General features: G+C 57.8%; 14 protein-coding genes, 1 tRNA gene and 1 pseudogene. 3 read left to right on the top strand and 13 right to left on the bottom strand.

Going from position 1 to position 15,845, the window contains the following annotated elements; genetic code table 11:
* From WA922_RS02725 to WA922_RS02740, 4 genes and pseudogenes are all read right to left on the bottom strand, one after another.
* Positions 1–466, bottom strand: a pseudogene (locus WA922_RS02725) (IS5 family transposase); the annotation flags it as partial.
* 249 nt (positions 467–715) lie between these two features.
* Positions 716–800: transfer RNA gene (locus tag WA922_RS02730), tRNA-Leu, on the bottom strand.
* A gap of 122 nt (positions 801–922) precedes the next feature.
* Entirely contained in the window at positions 923–1,201 is a 279-nt protein-coding gene (locus tag WA922_RS02735) for an integration host factor subunit beta (RefSeq protein ID WP_424770142.1), read from the bottom strand.
* 207 nt (positions 1,202–1,408) lie between these two features.
* Complete coding sequence (locus WA922_RS02740) at positions 1,409–1,750, bottom strand: GntR family transcriptional regulator (protein WP_424770143.1); 342 nt, start codon at positions 1,748–1,750, stop codon at positions 1,409–1,411.
* A 200-nt stretch (positions 1,751–1,950) separates the two neighbouring features.
* On the opposite strand from WA922_RS02740, the gene WA922_RS02745 reads away from it, so the two are divergent.
* Genes WA922_RS02745 through WA922_RS02755 form a run of 3 tightly spaced genes read left to right on the top strand, consistent with a single transcriptional unit; the run spans position 1,951 to position 6,460 of the window.
* The gene (locus WA922_RS02745) at positions 1,951–3,723 is read left to right on the top strand and encodes a peptide MFS transporter (RefSeq protein ID WP_424770144.1); all 1,773 of its coding nucleotides are present in this window, start codon (positions 1,951–1,953) and stop codon (positions 3,721–3,723) included.
* 44 nt (positions 3,724–3,767) lie between these two features.
* The gene (locus tag WA922_RS02750; RefSeq protein ID WP_424770145.1) at positions 3,768–5,159 is read left to right on the top strand and encodes an amidohydrolase; all 1,392 of its coding nucleotides are present in this window, start codon (positions 3,768–3,770) and stop codon (positions 5,157–5,159) included.
* A complete protein-coding gene (locus tag WA922_RS02755; protein WP_424770146.1) occupies positions 5,156–6,460 on the top strand; it encodes an amidohydrolase in 1,305 nt (434 codons plus the stop codon). Before WA922_RS02750 ends, WA922_RS02755 begins: the two co-directional genes overlap by 4 nt.
* A gap of 36 nt (positions 6,461–6,496) precedes the next feature.
* On the opposite strand, the gene WA922_RS02760 is transcribed toward WA922_RS02755, so the two are convergent.
* The 9 genes from WA922_RS02760 to rpe all read right to left on the bottom strand — a co-directional run bounded on the left by WA922_RS02760 (position 6,497) and on the right by rpe (position 15,831).
* Positions 6,497–7,294 carry a crotonase/enoyl-CoA hydratase family protein gene (locus WA922_RS02760; protein ID WP_424770147.1) on the bottom strand — a complete coding sequence of 266 codons (798 nt, stop codon included), beginning with the start codon at positions 7,292–7,294 and terminating at the stop codon, positions 6,497–6,499.
* Between the two features lie 45 nt (positions 7,295–7,339).
* Positions 7,340–8,125: an alpha/beta hydrolase gene (locus WA922_RS02765; protein WP_424770148.1), complete on the bottom strand. Its 786-nt coding sequence runs from the start codon at positions 8,123–8,125 to the stop codon at positions 7,340–7,342.
* A 14-nt stretch (positions 8,126–8,139) separates the two neighbouring features.
* On the bottom strand, positions 8,140–10,074 hold the full coding sequence (gene dxs, locus WA922_RS02770; protein WP_424770149.1) for a 1-deoxy-D-xylulose-5-phosphate synthase: 1,935 nt from the start codon (positions 10,072–10,074) through the stop codon (positions 8,140–8,142).
* Positions 10,075–10,180: 106 nt separating this feature from the next.
* Positions 10,181–10,645 carry a Fur family transcriptional regulator gene (locus tag WA922_RS02775; protein WP_424770150.1) on the bottom strand — a complete coding sequence of 155 codons (465 nt, stop codon included), beginning with the start codon at positions 10,643–10,645 and terminating at the stop codon, positions 10,181–10,183.
* 55 nt (positions 10,646–10,700) lie between these two features.
* Positions 10,701–11,393 (bottom strand): peptide-methionine (S)-S-oxide reductase MsrA, encoded by a 693-nt coding sequence (gene msrA, locus WA922_RS02780; RefSeq protein ID WP_424770151.1) that lies wholly within the window; start codon positions 11,391–11,393, stop codon positions 10,701–10,703.
* The gene (locus tag WA922_RS02785) at positions 11,390–11,527 is read right to left on the bottom strand and encodes a hypothetical protein (RefSeq protein WP_424770152.1); all 138 of its coding nucleotides are present in this window, start codon (positions 11,525–11,527) and stop codon (positions 11,390–11,392) included. Before WA922_RS02785 ends, msrA begins: the two co-directional genes overlap by 4 nt.
* Before the next feature lie 146 nt (positions 11,528–11,673).
* Positions 11,674–13,263: a bifunctional phosphoribosylaminoimidazolecarboxamide formyltransferase/IMP cyclohydrolase gene (gene purH / locus WA922_RS02790; protein ID WP_424770153.1), complete on the bottom strand. Its 1,590-nt coding sequence runs from the start codon at positions 13,261–13,263 to the stop codon at positions 11,674–11,676.
* 7 nt (positions 13,264–13,270) lie between these two features.
* Entirely contained in the window at positions 13,271–15,169 is a 1,899-nt protein-coding gene (locus WA922_RS02795; RefSeq protein ID WP_424770154.1) for a heparinase II/III family protein, read from the bottom strand.
* Positions 15,169–15,831, bottom strand: a complete 663-nt coding sequence (gene rpe / locus WA922_RS02800; RefSeq protein ID WP_424770155.1) for a ribulose-phosphate 3-epimerase — start codon at positions 15,829–15,831, stop codon at positions 15,169–15,171. Before rpe ends, WA922_RS02795 begins: the two co-directional genes overlap by 1 nt.
* Between the last annotated feature and the right edge of the window lie 14 nt (positions 15,832–15,845).

Here is a 15,845-nt window from a genome sequence, read left to right on the forward strand (position 1 = left end):
GTAATCGGAGGCCTCGCCGCCGGTCAGGATGAAGCCGAGAGGCAGTCCTTGATTGTCGCAGCGGGCCCATAACGTATTTGGGATTTTGCTCGTAAAGCCGCCGCGTGATCGACCAAGAGCATTCGCACAAGCCCCCTTTTCCGCCCGCCGCCGAGACATGGCCGCAAACCGAAGTGCTGTCGATCATGTGCTGCCAGTCATCCGTCAGACCCAGATCGACCAGCGTTTGCAGCAGCGCATCCCAGACACCCTGTTCGGCCCAGCGCCGGAACCGGACATAGACCGAGTTCCACTTGCCATACCGCTCGTGCATGTCGCGCCAGGGGCAGCCGACGCGCAGCACGTGGAGCATACCGTCAAGAAAGCGCGGATAGTTGCCCGCTGGCCGCGCCCACCGGCCCCGCTCAGACGGAAGGAACGGCCCGATCAACTCCCACGCTGCGCCCTTTAAATCTCCGCGATCCATAACTGCTCCCTAAAAAGCAATCTTGAATCAGAACGAAGCGCCCTCGGGATTCGCTTTTGTCAATAAGGTTTAGTGTGCTACCGGCGTATCGCCTGATCCTTATGGGCCACTGCTAAGTTGTGGGGGTTGGGTTCGGCCTTTGGTCGAACAACTGGTTAAGGTAAGCGCGGCTTTGAAGATGGTCTAAAAGGTGGGCCAGTTTCCTAAGTAGTTTTTAATCTATGGAAGTTAGATATTTAAGAGAATATGTGGTACGGGTGACTGGACTCGAACCAGCACGATCAAAGATCAGGGGATTTTAAGTCCCCGGCGTCTACCATTCCGCCACACCCGCACGCTGCAGCCGATCACCGTATTCGCGGCTGCGCGCCACTCCCCTAGCGATCCAAATAGAAAAGGCCAATTGTCTGGCTGAAATATTCACCGTGAGGCGGCCATATGCTGCTGCGTGCGGCTTTAGCGGTTGAGCCGCTCGCGCATTTCCTTGCCCGGTTTGAAATATGGCACACGCTTGGACGGGACGTGCACTGTTTCACCGGTCCGCGGATTGCGGCCCGTGCGGGCGTCCCTCTCCCGTGTTGAAAACGCCCCAAACCCGCGCAATTCCACGCGCCCGCCTTCGGCGAGACGCTTGGTAATTTCGTCGAAGAAAATATCGACAACTTGTTCTATTTCCTCTGCCCGAAGGTCAGGGTTGTCTTTGGCCAATGCCTGTAACAATTCAGACCGGATCATTACATTCTCCTCGGTTAATCAAGTGCCCCCGCACCGTGCCACCCGGCACCATACCATATGCCGCGTAATAGCACCGCAAATGGAACCTGCGCGTTTTTTCGAATGCAGCGTTGCAAATTTTACAATGGCAGAGAGCGCGCGTTGGCGCAATCGCGGGAAACCAAGTTTGACGAAAATAACGTGTTTACCGGCAAGGCGGGGCCAGCATTATACCGGATCGAGCAATTCGCGCGCCGGAATACCCAGTCGGCGCATACGTTCGCGGATTTGCGGCCATTCCTCACGCAGGAACAGGGCCCGCTCGCTGGCGCGCAAAGCTTCGGCTGCGCCTTTCACCACATACATACCGACGCCGCGCTGAACCTCCACCAACCCGTCAGACTGGAATTGTTGATAGGCTTTCGCCACAGTCAGCGGGTTGGCCCCTTGCGCCGCGGCAAAGGCGCGTACCGAGGGCAGCATGGCGCCTTCGGCATATTCGCCTTCGATAATCGCCGCCGCAATCTGATCACGCAGCTTCAGATAGACAGGCCTGGTTTGCTGGCTCATGATGATGGTCCTTGCATGGGTGCATCAGTGCCATAATACACCACGCCGCGTCAAGTTCCCCGCATCAGACGATAAAACCGCCCAGCCAGGCGAAACAATCGCTTCACATGCCAAAATCAGCCGCTACTGTGCCGCCATTCGGCCCTTCTGACGGGAGGAGGGGCAACAAATATTGCGCCCATGAGGGGGATCAAATAATTATGTCAGCACAAGCTTTGCCGGACGGAAATTCTGCCGGAACTATTCTAGGGCACCCGAAAGGGCTGTTCGTTTTGTTCTTTGCCGAAATGTGGGAGCGTTTTTCCTACTACGGCATGCGGGCTTTGTTGATTTTCTATCTTACCAAACACTGGCTATTTTCCGATAGTGATGCTGGCATCATCTACGGCGCTTACACCGCACTAGTCTACATTACCCCTGTAGTCGGCGGCTACATGGCCGACAAAGTTTTGGGTCAAAGGAAGGCAGTTGTCTTTGGTGCGGTTCTATTGACACTTGGGCACTTCTTTATGGCGTTTGAGGGAGAGCCCGCCGCTGGAAATTCAGACAATCCAGTCATTTATATTTTCTGGTTAGCCTTAGCTCTGATCATCGTTGGATCAGGCTTTTTGAAAGCCAATATTTCAGTAATGGTTGGCCAGCTCTACCCGCGCACCGATATTCGCCGCGATGGTGCTTATACTATATTCTACATGGGCATAAACCTAGGCGCTGCTCTGGGTTCCTTGCTGTGTGGATACATAGGAGAGACCTACGGCTGGGCGTATGGCTTTGGCCTTGCTGGAATTGGTATGCTGGCCGGATTGGTGGTCTTTACTCTGGGCAAAGGTCTTTTGCTGGGCCGTGGCGAGCCATCCAACCCTGAAGCGCTGAAAACTAAGAAACTTGGTGTTTCGATCGAATGGTGGATGTATGCTATTGGCATTGGCTTGGTCGCTGTTTGCTGGTTCCTTATCCAGTACCAAGATGCGGTCGGACTTTTGCTAGGAGGCTTTGGAGTATTATTGGTGCTATACGTCCTGGCGATCGCCATGTTTAAGCTGCCCTATGGATCTTTCTCCAACGGGCCAGAGCTGCCATTGATGCTTTTCATATTGGGCATCGTGTTGTCGGTCTTCGGTGTAATAATGGCGCTGTTCATGCCTGAATTGCTTTTGCTTTCAATGGCAGTCCCAATGATCGGCGCGGGACTAATAATTGCGGTGATTTTTCAGCAGTTCATAAGCTATCGCAATGATGATCGAGATCGAATATTTGCCGCCATGTTCCTGATCGTAACCTCAATCGTATTTTGGGCTTTGTTTGAACAAGCAGGCTCCTCACTGAACCTGTTTACTGATCGCCATGTGGATAGAGGCGGTGTTCCAGCCTCCACGTTCCAATCAATCAACGCAATCTATATCATTCTGCTCGCTCCAGTCTTTGCCACACTTTGGACTTGGCTGGGGCAGCGTGGTTTAGACCCATCGACTCCAATGAAGTTCGGTCTGGCTGTGATCCAAGTGGGATTAGGCTTTCTGGTCCTTGTATGGGGTGCCAGCAGCGTAGGAATAGATGTACCGACACCGGTCATCTTTATATTCCTCATTTACCTACTGCACACGACTGGCGAACTTTGTCTGTCGCCGGTTGGACTATCTGCAATGAACCGACTCGCACCAGCGCACATGGCATCCTTGATTATGGGTACTTGGTTCTTTGCCTCCGCGACTGGGAATTTTGCTGCTGGCATGATCGCGGCTGCAACTGGCGCAGAAGGAATCGGCGACGTTTCAGGAAAAGAAGTAGTCCTCGATGTCTACGGGACAGTCGGCCTTTATGCGGTTGGCATCGGTGTCGCTGTTATGGTCATCAGCCCGCTGATCAAGAAGCTGATGCATCTTGATACGCTGCAGGACGACTCTCTCGAAGGTCAGGCAGCTGCCGGCCTTGAAGCGCAAGAGGGCGGCACCCGTCCAGCGACTAGGGCATGATCGGGCAGATCAGCGGCAACGAATGAAGACGGTTGGAGAATAAAATGATGCGCTACCGTGCCATAACCATATTGGGGGGCGCGGCGGCGCTCGCTGCGTGTTCTGCCAATGCGGGTTCTTCGCCCGCCAGCGCGGGGACACGGGCGTCGGCGACATCGTCTGCACCGGCAGAAGAGCCCTATGCCTCCACCTATTCCGCCTATCCCGGTGCGCCAACGGCGTTGATCGGCGCGACCGTCTTTGATGGTGCGGGCGGGCAGATAGACACTGGCACGGTGCTGTTTGAAAACGGCAAAGTGGTGGCGATTGGCGATGCCAGCCTGGCGGTTCCTGCGGGCTACATGCGGATTGACGGCAGCGGCAAATTCGTGACGCCGGGGATCATCGATATCCACAGCCATCTGGGCGATTATCCCACCCCGTCAGTCGATGCCCATGATGACGGTAACGAAGCGACCAGTCCGACCACGCCCGATGTGTGGGCGGAACATTCAATCTGGCCGCAGGACCCCGGCTTTACCCGTGCGATCGCCAATGGCGGGATTACCAGCCTGCAAATCCTGCCCGGCTCTGCAAACCTGATGGGCGGGCGTACCGTCACCCTTAAAAATGTCCCCAGCCGGACCGTGCAGGGCATGAAATTTCCCGGTGCCCCTTACGGCATGAAAATGGCCTGCGGAGAGAATCCCAAACGGGTTTACGGCAATCGCGGCCGGATGCCGTCCACCCGCATGGGCAATTTCGCGGTCAATCGCCAGACCTGGATCGATGCACAGCAATATGCCGAGGGTGATCGCAAAAACCGCGATCTGGGCAAGGACACGCTGGCCGGGGTCCTGGCAGGTGACATCCTGATTCACAACCACTGTTACCGCGCTGACGAGATGGCGCTGGTCATGGATATGGCCAAGGAGTTCGGCTATACCGTCAGCACTTTCCACCATGCCGTGGAAAGCTATAAAATCGGCGATCTGCTGAAGGAAAACCAGGTCTGCTCTGCCGTATGGGCGGACTGGTACGGCTTCAAAATGGAAAGCTATGACGGCATTCCTGAAAACGCCGCGCTGATCCAGCAGGCCGGTGCCTGCGTTGTGATCCATTCCGATGATGAAAACGGCATTCAGCGGCTCAATCAGGAAGCGGCCAAGGCGCAGGCTGCGGGGGCGCGGATGGGCATCGATATTGCCGATGCCGATGTGATTTCATGGATCACGCTCAATGCTGCGAAAGCAATGGGCATAGATGCCATGACCGGCAGCTTGGAAACCGGCAAAATGGCCGATATCGTGCTGTGGAACGGCGACCCTCTGAGCGTGTATTCGCGGCCAGAGAAAGTGTGGGTCGATGGCGCGTTGATGTATGACGCGAATGACCCGAAACGCCGTCCGGTGAGCGATTTCGAACTCGGCCAGCCCGGTGAAGGGGATGTGAAATGATGGCGCGGCTTGCACTCAGCGCGGCCTTGGCCGCCTTCGCATTCCCTGCTTTGGCGTCTGCACAGGATATCGTAATTACAAATGCCACTCTGGCCATTGGTGATGGCAGCGCGCCGATTGAAAACGGCACGGTCATCATCGACAGCGGCACTGTGATATTTGCAGGGCCAGCTGGCAACGCGCCACAATCCCCGGCTGGCGGCACTGTAATCGATGCACGCGGGCAGTGGGTCTCGCCCGGTATTTTCATGCCGCTGACCAATTTGGGCCTGTGGGATGTCGGCGCGGTCAGCGAAAGCAACGACATACGCGCTGGTAATAGCCGGTTCAATGCTGCGCTTGATGCGTCTACCGCGGTGAACTACGCCTCGCAGCACATATCGGTCAGCCGTGCGGGGGGCGTGACGCGCGCCACAATCGCGATGGGGCCAAGCGGATCCATTTTTGCCGGACAGGGCGCCGCCATCGATCTGGGCGCAGATACTGATGCAGTGATGGAGGCAAAATCCTTCCAGCTTGTTTTGCTCGGCGAAGCGGGCGCCCGTCTGGCGGGCGGTAGCCGCGTGGCGGCCTATGCGGAATTTGCCAATTCGCTTCACGAAGCAAAAGCCTATGCCAATGGTAATTGGGCTGGCGAAGACGCATTACTGACACGCGCCGATGCGGCAGCGTTGGTCAGCGTCATCGACGGATCCCAAAAACTCTATATCCATGTCGAGCGCGCAGCCGACATCCGTTCTGTTCTTGCGCTCAAGCAAACCTATCCGGCGCTTGATATGGTGCTGGTCGGGGTAAGCGAGGGCTGGATGGTGGCGGGCGCTATTGCCGCAGCGGGAGTACCGGTGATCGCCGATCCGCTCGATAATCTGCCTGCGCAATTTGAACAACTGGCCGCCACGCAAAGCAATGTCGGCCGGATGGTTGATGCGGGCGTTACTGTCGCACTGGGCGGATTATCGGGCGGCATTACCGGCCCGCGCACAGCCCCGCAATTTGCCGGCAATCTGGTTGCATTGTCAAAATTGCCGCGCGCCTCAGGGCTGACATGGGGTGAAGCGATGGCAAGCATTACGTCGGTACCCGCCGCCATATCCGGATTTGCCGGGCGCTACGGTGTGCTGGCCAATGGTGCGGCGGGCGATGTGGTTATCTGGAACGGCGATCCGCTGGAAGTTTTCAGCGCGCCGACACGGGTGTTTATTGACGGGGTGGAACAGCCGCTGACCAACCATCAGACCCGTCTGCGTGATCGGTATAGAGACCTTGACCAAAGCGACTTACCCAAAGCCTATGATTGGTAATTGGCATGCCATGCCGATAAAATAAGAGGCGGATGTCTACTCCCCCGTGAAGATAGCCGGGCGTTTTTCCAGCAGCGCATCAATGCCTTCCACATGATCCCTGGTATGGTGCATTAACGCCTGCGTGTTGGCAGCCAGTTCCAAAGCACTGTCATAGGACATCGAGCGTCCCTGACGGAGCAGGTTTTTGGTTTGGCGTAAAGCATGCGGCGGCATGGCGGCGATTTTGCCCGCCATCGCTGCCGCATCATGCATTAGATTATCGGCTGGTACGACCCGGCTGACCAAGCCCCATTTTTCCGCCGTGGCGGCATCAATCACGTCGCCGGTATATAACAATTCCGCAGCGCGCGCTTCCCCGATAATACGCGGCAATATCCACGCGCCGCCATCGCCGGGAATAATGCCCAGCTTCAGGAAAGTGACGCCAAACTTCGCCCGATCTGACGCGATCCGGATATCTGCGAGGCAGGCCAGATCACAGCCGAGGCCGATGGCCGGCCCGTTGACAGCCGCGATCACCGGTACTTGCAGAGCGTATAAGGATCGCAGGATACGGTGGATATTGGTCCGGTAGCCATTGGCAACGTCAATCGGCGCCCCGCCGAAATTGCCGGTCCGCTCTTTCATCGCTTTGACATCCCCGCCTGCGGAAAAGGCGCGCCCCGCTCCGGTCAGGATCACGCACCGGACATTCGGATCGGCATTCACCGCATGACACGCAGCCTCGAACTCGGCCCCGTCCCCATCAATGCCCAGCGCATTCATACTATCGGGCCGGTCCAGCGTTATAGTGGTGGCATGGCCGCTATGGGTGATTGAAAGTAAGGGCATCGGAATACTCCGTGAACAGGTAAGGCATGGCGGCCGCTTATATCACTATAGCGCCGCCAGCCACGCGGCCTGCGCGGCTTGGACGGCGGGGGTGAAGATCAGATCATGACCTTCTGCGTCAAACAAGATAAATTCTGCTGCGGGGCCCGCTTCGGCAAGGGCTTCGCCGTGCTGATAGGGTATCAGCGTATCGTTCGATCCATGCACAATCAAAGTGGGCGCGGTAATTTGCCCAATCTTGCTTGCGTTATCATATGTATCCCGGATGAGCGGGCGGACCGGCAACCACCACAGCACTTCGGACGCTGCATCGGGCAGGCTGGTAAAGGGCGCTGACAGAACCAGAGCTTTGGGCGAAATCTCTGTCGCGAGTTGGACAGCCGTACCGGTGCCGATGGAATTACCCATCACAATAATCTGGCCTTTCGCTATATCCTGCCCGGTCAGAAAAGCCAAAGCGGCCCGTCCATCAGCATAAAAGCCCTGTTCGCAGGGCGTGCCCGCATTGCCCCCATATCCGCGATATTCGACCAGCAACAACCCGTAACCCAGCGCCGCCACTTGCTCGGTTGCCACCACGCTGCCGTAAAGCGTGCCGCCATTGCCATGAAAATATACTACAGTTGGTTGGCCCGCCCCGGCGCGGCGATAAAAGGACCGCAATTCCAAACCGTCCGCCGTCTGCAGAAAAACCTCTTCGAAACCATCGGGCAGCGGCGAAACAATATCGGGCGACGGATAAATCAGCCGTGTCTGCTGCGCATAGAGGATCGCGGTGATACCGGCATAGATAATGCCGCAAAATAATACAAAACCGGTCAGCCGGTGCATGATCAAAAGCAGCTTTAAGCCCGAACCTCTTCCACGCGCTCGCTTTCATCGGCGCTGTTGTGACGCAGTGCTTTCAAAACCGCATCGACAATATGCGGCGCGTTAAGCCCGGCTTCGTCATATTGCCTATCCGGCGCGTCCTGATCCTGGAACATATCGGGCAAACGCAAAGTGCGGATTTTGAGGCCCGCATCGGTCAGTCCATTGTCGCTGGCAAATGTCAGCACATGCGCGCCCAGCCCGCCGATCGCGGCCTCCTCAACCGTGATCACAACCTCATGCGTGCGCATCAGTTTCTCGATCATTTCGGTGTCGAGCGGCTTGGCGAACCGTAGATCGGCAACCGTGGTCGAAAGGCCCTTCGCCTCCAGCTCATCAGCCGCTTTCAGGCTTTCCGCCAGCCGTGTGCCGAGCGACAGCAGCGCCACTTTGGACCCTTCGCGGATAATCCGCCCCTTGCCAATCGCCAGCTTTTGCGGTGTTTCCGGCAGCGGCACGCCGGTACCGGCACCGCGCGGATAACGCAGCGCGATTGGCCCGTCATCATATTCAGCGGCGGTATAGGTCATATGGACCAGCTCCGCCTCATCCGCCGCGGCCATCACCACAAAATTGGGGAGCGTCGCGAGATAGGTAACGTCGAATGAGCCCGCATGGGTCGCGCCATCGGCGCCCACCAGACCAGCGCGGTCAATGGCAAAGCGAACCGGCAGATTCTGGATCGCAACGTCATGCACGATCTGGTCATAAGCGCGCTGGAGGAAAGTCGAGTAAATCGCCGCAAATGGCCGCATGCCTTGCGCCGCAAGGCCCGCTGCAAAAGTCACGCCGTGCTGCTCTGCAATACCGACATCAAACGCGCGGTCAGGATGCGCCTGAGCAAATTTGTCGACGCCTGTGCCCGATGGCATCGCGGCGGTTATCGCGCAAATCCGTCTATCGGTTTCCGCCAGTTTGGCCAGCGTTTCGCCAAATACGTTCTGATAATTGGGCGGGCCGCCGGATGATTTTTTCTGCACGCCGGTAATGACATCGAATTTGGCAACACCGTGATATTTATCCGCGCTGCTTTCTGCCGGTTCATAACCCTTACCCTTTGTCGTAACGACATGGATCAGGACGGGGCCTTCCTCCGCGTCGCGGACATTTTCCAGCACTGGGATCAGATGATCGAGATTGTGACCATCGATCGGGCCGACATAATAAAAGCCGAGCTCTTCAAATAAAGTGCCGCCAGTTACCATGCCGCGCGTATGGCTTTCCGCTTTGCCGACGGCCTTGTGCATACGGCGCGATAATTTCGCCATCGCCTTGGACGCCAGGCTGCGCAGACCCATATATTCGCTGCTCGACACCATTCGCGCAAGATAGGCACTCAAACCCCCAACCGGCGGCGCAATCGACATGTCATTATCATTCAGGATCACGACCAGACGGTTGCCGGCCTGTTCGGCATTGTTCATCGCTTCATAGGCCATGCCCGCGCTCATCGCGCCGTCCCCGATCACCGCGATGCCTTTGCCGGGTTGATCATTCAGCTTGTTGGCGACCGCAAAGCCGAGGCCCGCCGAAATCGAAGTGGAGGAATGCGCAGCACCAAACGGGTCATATTCGCTTTCGCTGCGTTTGGTGAAACCGCTCAACCCCCCGCCTTGACGCAGAGTGCGAATCCGGTCCCGCCGTCCGGTCAGGATTTTATGCGGATAGGCCTGATGACCCACGTCCCAGATCAGCCGGTCATCGGGCGTATTGAACACGTAATGGATGGCCACGGTCAATTCCACCACACCCAGGCCTGACCCCAGATGCCCTCCGGTAGAACCGACCGCCGAAATCATCTCGCTGCGTAATTCATCAGAAAGCTGGCGCAATTGCTCCGGCTTGAGAGTGCGGAGGTCAGCGGGTGTATCAACCGTATCGAGTAACGGTGTATCAGGTGTAACAGACATGTATATGTGGTAGCCTGACAGAACCGGCTTGTCGATTCAGTCTGTTGCGCGGCGGACCGATCGGCCTACCCGGCGGGCGTTCTGATCGAGCCGGTACGCATGCGGCCTACTTACACTGCGTGCAAATGCCCCTGATTTCGATAATCGGTCGCCGCGCGGCAAAACTGGCCTCTTCGGCGATGCTGCGTACGGTTCGGCTTACATCATCGCTGTCGATATGCGTCGCCTCTCCGCAATCATCGCAGACCAGAAAAATGCAGTCATGCGTGCAGCCGGGATGGCTGTTGGCGAGATAGGCGTTGGAGCTTTCCACGCGCAGCGCCAGATTGTTGCTCACGAACAGATCGAGGATCCGGTACACGCTGTTGGGCGCAACCCGTTTGCCGCGTTTGGCGGACAGATTATCGGCAATGTCATAGGCAGAGGCTGGCCGGTCATGCTGTGCCAGTTCACTAAACACATCAGCCCGCATATTGGTCCATTGCTCGCCTGATTGAACCAGCGATTCGCGCGCGGCATCGATCAGTCCGTCGCCGGAATGCTCTTGATGAAAATGTTTCTGCTTGCCCATGCGGCTGATATAGCGACAGTTCCGCGCCGTTTCTACTCGCTCGCGCCAGGAAGGCCTAGTTGCGCACAAAAGTGCTGCGATAATGCGATGGGTACATCTGTTTCAACGCGGCAATTTTGGGCTTGTCCCAGCGCAGAATATACCGGTGACGCGGGTTCTTCACCATGAAATCCTGGTGATAGTCCTCTGCATCGTAGAACTTTCTGTAGCTCTCAATCTCGGTGACAATCGGACTGCTCCATTTGCCCGAAGCCTGCATCTGTTTGAGATAGGCAGCAGCCACCCTGCGTTGCTCCGCGTTCATCGGGACCAGTGCGGCGCGGTACTGGCTGCCGCGATCGGGCCCCTGGCGATTGCGCAATGTCGGATCGGCGGTGACCGAGAAAAATATCTGCAATAGTTGGTCATACCGGACGATTTTGGGATCATAGACCACCCGCACTGCTTCGGCATGGCCGGTCACGCCGGTATTCGTCCGTTCATATGTCGCCGTCGCTGCATTGCCTCCGTGATATCCGGAAACCGCGCTTTTCACGCCATTCACGTGGCTGAATACCGCTTCCACGCCCCAGAAACATCCACCCGCAAAGACGGCGGTTTGCAGACCGCTGCCTTCATTTGCAAACCGGTTTGGCGTAGGAGCAGCCACCGGCCGTTCCAAAGCGGCAGCTGGCTGGCTGTAAGACGGGATCGCGATGGCCGAGGCGACGGCCAGCGGGACCAGACCGGCCAACAGAAGACGCCTCACCGGATCACTCCCGCCAGGGCTTGCGGAATAATATCGGCGCCCAAATCGGGGCTGATCTGGAACGCGACAATCAACCCGCCCACGATAAAGCCGATCGCGAAATTGCGGGAGAGGTCCGATTTCAAAAAGCGCATAGCGTTTCAACTTACCATCATAATCACTGCAAAACGCCTATACCCGCGGCGACTGTCCGCTGCGTGAACGCTCTGTTGTCATATGAATATACGTCGGGGCGCGCTGAAAGGTTTCAGGCTGCCACAAATATTAACGCTCAGCGTTATCAATGCCGGAAATGACGCATTCCGGTAAAGACCATTGCCAGACCCGCGTCATCGGCCGCTTTGATAACCTCATCATCGCGCATGGAACCGCCGGGCTGGATGATCGCCGTCGCGCCCGCTTCTGCTGCCGCCAGCAAACCATCGGCGAAAGGGAAGAAAGCGTCCGAGGCGACAGAACTGCCAACCGCACGCGACGCACCCCAGCCATATTTCTCGGCAGCTTCCGACGCCTTCATGGCGGCAATGCGAGAGCTGTCGCGGCGGTTCATTTGCCCCGCACCAATGCCTGCGGTTACGCTGTCCTTTGCATAGACGATGGCATTCGATTTCACGTGGCGGGCAATGGTCCAGGCAAACAGGCAGTCTTTCAATTCCTGCTCTGTCGGCTCGCGCCTGGTTACCACTGTGAGGTCAGCTTTACCGATTGCGCCATTATCGCGCGACTGGACCAGCAGGCCGCCGGTGATGGGTTTGACCGACAGGCCGCCCCGGCGCGGATCGGGCAGATCGCCCGTTACCAGCAGTCGCAGGTTTTTCTTTTTTGCAAAGGCGGCGCGTGCTTCATCGCTGACAGCGGGCGCGATCACGACTTCGGTAAATATCTGGCAGATCGCCTCTGCCGTTACGCCGTCGAGCGGTGCGTTGACCGCAACGATCCCGCCAAAGGCCGATACGCTGTCGCACGCCAGCGCCTCTTCCCACGCTTCCAGCAAACTGCCGCGCTGGGCGACACCGCAGGGGTTGGCGTGTTTGACGATGACAACCGCAGGGTCACCGCCCGCAAATTCGGCACATAACTCCAAAGCGGCATCGGCATCGTTGTAATTGTTGTAAGACAGGTCTTTGCCCTGAACTTGTTCTGCCTGTGCGATCCCGCGCGCATGTGGGCCTACCGGTGTGTAAAGCGCCGCCTTCTGATGCGGGTTTTCGCCATAGCGAAGCTCGGTAGGGGCAGCGCCATTGATCGCCAGCATATCGGGAAACAACTGGCCCTGATCGGCAAAGGCGAACCACTGGCTGATCATTGCATCGTAAGCGGCCGTTGCGCCAAATGCTTTGGCCGCCATTTTCTTTCGGAAATCCAGTGATGTTGCGCCATCTTGGCTATCCAGTTCACTCGCCAACCCCGCGTAATCAGCGGGATCAGTCACAATCGTCACGAAGGCATGGTTCTTTGCTGCAGAGCGCACCATGCTGGGCCCGCCAATATCGATATTCTCGATAATATCGGGCCGCTCGGCACCGCGCATAACAGTTGCCTCAAACGGATATAGATTGACCACGACCAGATCGATTGCGCCAATCGCCTGCTGTTCCATCGCAGCGACATGTTCCGGGTTATCGCGCACCGCCAGCAATCCGCCATGCACCATCGGATGCAGCGTTTTCACTCGCCCATCCATCATTTCGGGAAAGCCGGTGAGATCGGAAACGTCTTTCACTTCAAGACCCGCATCGCGCAGCGCCTTCGCCGTACCGCCCGTCGAAACAAGTTCGACCCCGCGCGCAGCGAGTAACCGGCCCAATTCCGCCAAACCGCTTTTGTCGGACACTGACAGCAGAGCCCGTTTGATGGGTATATTACTCATCGAAAACCTATCCCATTTTCTTGAACAGCCAGGAGAAACTTCCTCCGCCGCGCGATGTCATGCCTTGAATAACCAGTTGCTGGATTGGCTGGGGACGCCCGCCGCCATCAACCCACATGCTTTCCTCAATCGACAGACTGCCGCCGCCATCGGTGGCGGCAAGGCGAAATTGCCAATATGTGCCGTCGGGCAAAGCGAGGCCCGCACCCTTCTTGTCTTCCGACAGGCCCAGCTCAATTCCCGGCCCGATATGGAAACGAATGGCAAAACCCACTTTCCCGGTTTTACCCTTTTTTCCTGCGGGGATCAGCAAATCTTCGCCGCGCAATTCACTGCCATCTTCACGCATAATCAGGATGCGCCGGTGCGTGAGGCCAAACCGCGCAGCATAGCCGTCATGGCTGGCAGCAATCCGGGTCGCCATGCCCTGGCCGAGCCTTAGAACCTTGCGGTCCACCTCTACTTCGCCCACACCTGCGCCCAATTTACCATTGATGTGGACAGCAGTGGAATTGGCATCTTCCAAAGTCAGCGTGGAATGCGCCGCCGTGGCACGCAGCCCCTGTTCGATCCGTGCCGGAACCTGTCCGCCAGCGAGTGCCGAACCTCCGCAATTGACCACTATGCGCTGCCCCTGCGCACATAATTCGAACGCCAGTGTCGACGCACAGCCCGACCGCGCATGACGCGACAATGGCGGCGGGGCAGCGTCGAACTGCAATGTCGTTTTGTTGCCGGCAACCCGCTGATAGCCCCATTGACGGACATTTTTGAGCGGACGGGTGCGGACAGCACTGGCATCAATCAACGCGGCAATGCGGCTTGCCCGCACCGCCCCTGAACCCTGCCAGTTTCCGAGCCCCCCATCGGAATGCACCAACGTCAGCAGCGGCGGGACCAGCAGATCGAGCATCGTGCCGAACGCCTGCGGCGGATCCATATCGCGCGCACGGTAACAGGCGGATACATCAATCAGCAGCGCAATCGCATCCATCTGCGCAAGCGGACTGCGCGATAATACGCCGCCATCATCCGCGACGAGATCACCCAGCGCGCGAACGAGCCCCGCTTCACCAAATAATCGCCGCGGGTGGCCATCAGGCAGCAACAGCCCTGCTGCGGTTATCGCGCACCAGCCGGCAACCTCACCAAGCCCGTCATGCGCTCTGCTGACATTCCGGTCGAGCCAGCGCGCCGTTTCGGCAATCGCCTCGATCGTGCGCGTTCGCTGCTCCGGCTTTTTCCCCGACAGGATCAGCGGTGCATGCACCAGCCAGTTCAGCAGGCGATGGCCGACCAGTTCAACATTCCACGGCAAGCCCGTGCCCGGTTTGAGGTTGTTTTTCAGCCACTCCGCCATGACCCGTTCGGCTGTCTGAGCGCACTGCTCCCTCGTCGCTGAAGTAGAGAGGTCACGCAGCCATGAGAAGCCGTGAATAACGCGCTCAAAGGGCGGTGTCAGACGGGCCTTGGAAGAAAAGTCCATCTGCGCAATTGGCGCCTTGACGCCGTGCACCAGAAAATGCCCGGCCCGAAGAGCGACACCAGCCGCCCGGTCACCGGGAAGCGGTGAATTGACCGTCGCCAGCAGGCGCGGCCGGGCCGGTTTGGAAAACGGCGCAGTCAAAGTCGATGCCGGAACGCCGAGCCGGTATGCCAACCGGATCAGCTTGTCACCCGCACCGATGGACGGCGCCGAAAAATCGGCAATTGCCAGTGCACGGCCCGGTGCGAGCGTTTCGCGCTTGGCGGTTTGCCCGGCGCTGTCGGCCCTGTCGGCACTGTCGGCAACAACCAGATCGTCAGCCGTTTCGCCGTTGAGAGGAATGGCCCGGCCATCCCCGCCACTATCGATCGGTTCGCGGCCGGTGTCTGTGTCGATAGTGCGGGAGGAGACATCCACCATCACAGGGCGCCTTTTAATGCAGCAATATTGGCGGCATAGTAATCGGGGCCGCCCTTGAATGTGGCGGATCCGGCGACCAGCACGTCTGCCCCTGCCGCAACGCATTGGCGCGCAGTTTCTGCATTGACGCCGCCATCGACCTCCAGATGAATGTCGCGGCCAGTGCGGTCGATCATGGCGCGGATCGCCTCGATCTTGCGCAATTGGCTGGTAATAAAGCTCTGCCCGCCAAAGCCGGGATTGACGCTCATCACCAGCACCAGATCCACATCATCGATCAAATACTCAAGCGTGGACTCAGGCGTTCCGGGATTGAGCGAAACACCCGCTTTCTTGCCCAGATTCTTGATCGCTTGAACCGTTCGGTGGGTATGCACGCCCGCTTCTGGATGGACGGTGATAATATCTGCGCCCGCCTGAGCGAACTGCTCCAGATACGCGTCCACCGGGCTGATCATCAGATGCACGTCAAAAATTTTTTCAGTGTGCGGGCGCAGCGCCTTCACCACATCGGGGCCGATTGTAATGTTGGGAACATAATGCCCGTCCATCACATCCACGTGAATCCAGTCCGCACCCGCAGTGTCAATGGCCCGCACTTCTTCCCCCAGCCGAGCAAAATCAGCAGACAGGATCGAGGGGGAGATGAGCGGCCGAGTCATAGCTACGCCTTATT

Origin of the sequence: Pontixanthobacter sp., from assembly GCF_049682855.1 — a bacterium.
Classification (GTDB): domain Bacteria; phylum Pseudomonadota; class Alphaproteobacteria; order Sphingomonadales; family Sphingomonadaceae; genus Pontixanthobacter.

What these genes read in the sequence shown, in the direction of transcription:
- WA922_RS02760 (WP_424770147.1), bottom strand. Translation starts at nt 7,294, where the DNA reads ATGCCCTTACTTTCAATCACCCATAGCGGCCATGCCACCACTATAACG.
- WA922_RS02735 (WP_424770142.1), bottom strand. Translation starts at nt 1,201, where the DNA reads ATGATCCGGTCTGAATTGTTACAGGCATTGGCCAAAGACAACCCTGAC.
- rpe (WP_424770155.1), bottom strand. Translation starts at nt 15,831, where the DNA reads ATGACTCGGCCGCTCATCTCCCCCTCGATCCTGTCTGCTGATTTTGCT.
- WA922_RS02750 (WP_424770145.1), top strand. Translation starts at nt 3,768, where the DNA reads ATGATGCGCTACCGTGCCATAACCATATTGGGGGGCGCGGCGGCGCTC.
- WA922_RS02740 (WP_424770143.1), bottom strand. Translation starts at nt 1,750, where the DNA reads ATGAGCCAGCAAACCAGGCCTGTCTATCTGAAGCTGCGTGATCAGATT.
- WA922_RS02795 (WP_424770154.1), bottom strand. Translation starts at nt 15,169, where the DNA reads ATGGTGGATGTCTCCTCCCGCACTATCGACACAGACACCGGCCGCGAA.
- WA922_RS02745 (WP_424770144.1), top strand. Translation starts at nt 1,951, where the DNA reads ATGTCAGCACAAGCTTTGCCGGACGGAAATTCTGCCGGAACTATTCTA.
- WA922_RS02765 (WP_424770148.1), bottom strand. Translation starts at nt 8,125, where the DNA reads ATGCACCGGCTGACCGGTTTTGTATTATTTTGCGGCATTATCTATGCC.
- WA922_RS02785 (WP_424770152.1), bottom strand. Translation starts at nt 11,527, where the DNA reads ATGCGCTTTTTGAAATCGGACCTCTCCCGCAATTTCGCGATCGGCTTT.
- purH (WP_424770153.1), bottom strand. Translation starts at nt 13,263, where the DNA reads ATGAGTAATATACCCATCAAACGGGCTCTGCTGTCAGTGTCCGACAAA.
- dxs (WP_424770149.1), bottom strand. Translation starts at nt 10,074, where the DNA reads ATGTCTGTTACACCTGATACACCGTTACTCGATACGGTTGATACACCC.
- WA922_RS02775 (WP_424770150.1), bottom strand. Translation starts at nt 10,645, where the DNA reads ATGGGCAAGCAGAAACATTTTCATCAAGAGCATTCCGGCGACGGACTG.
- WA922_RS02755 (WP_424770146.1), top strand. Translation starts at nt 5,156, where the DNA reads ATGATGGCGCGGCTTGCACTCAGCGCGGCCTTGGCCGCCTTCGCATTC.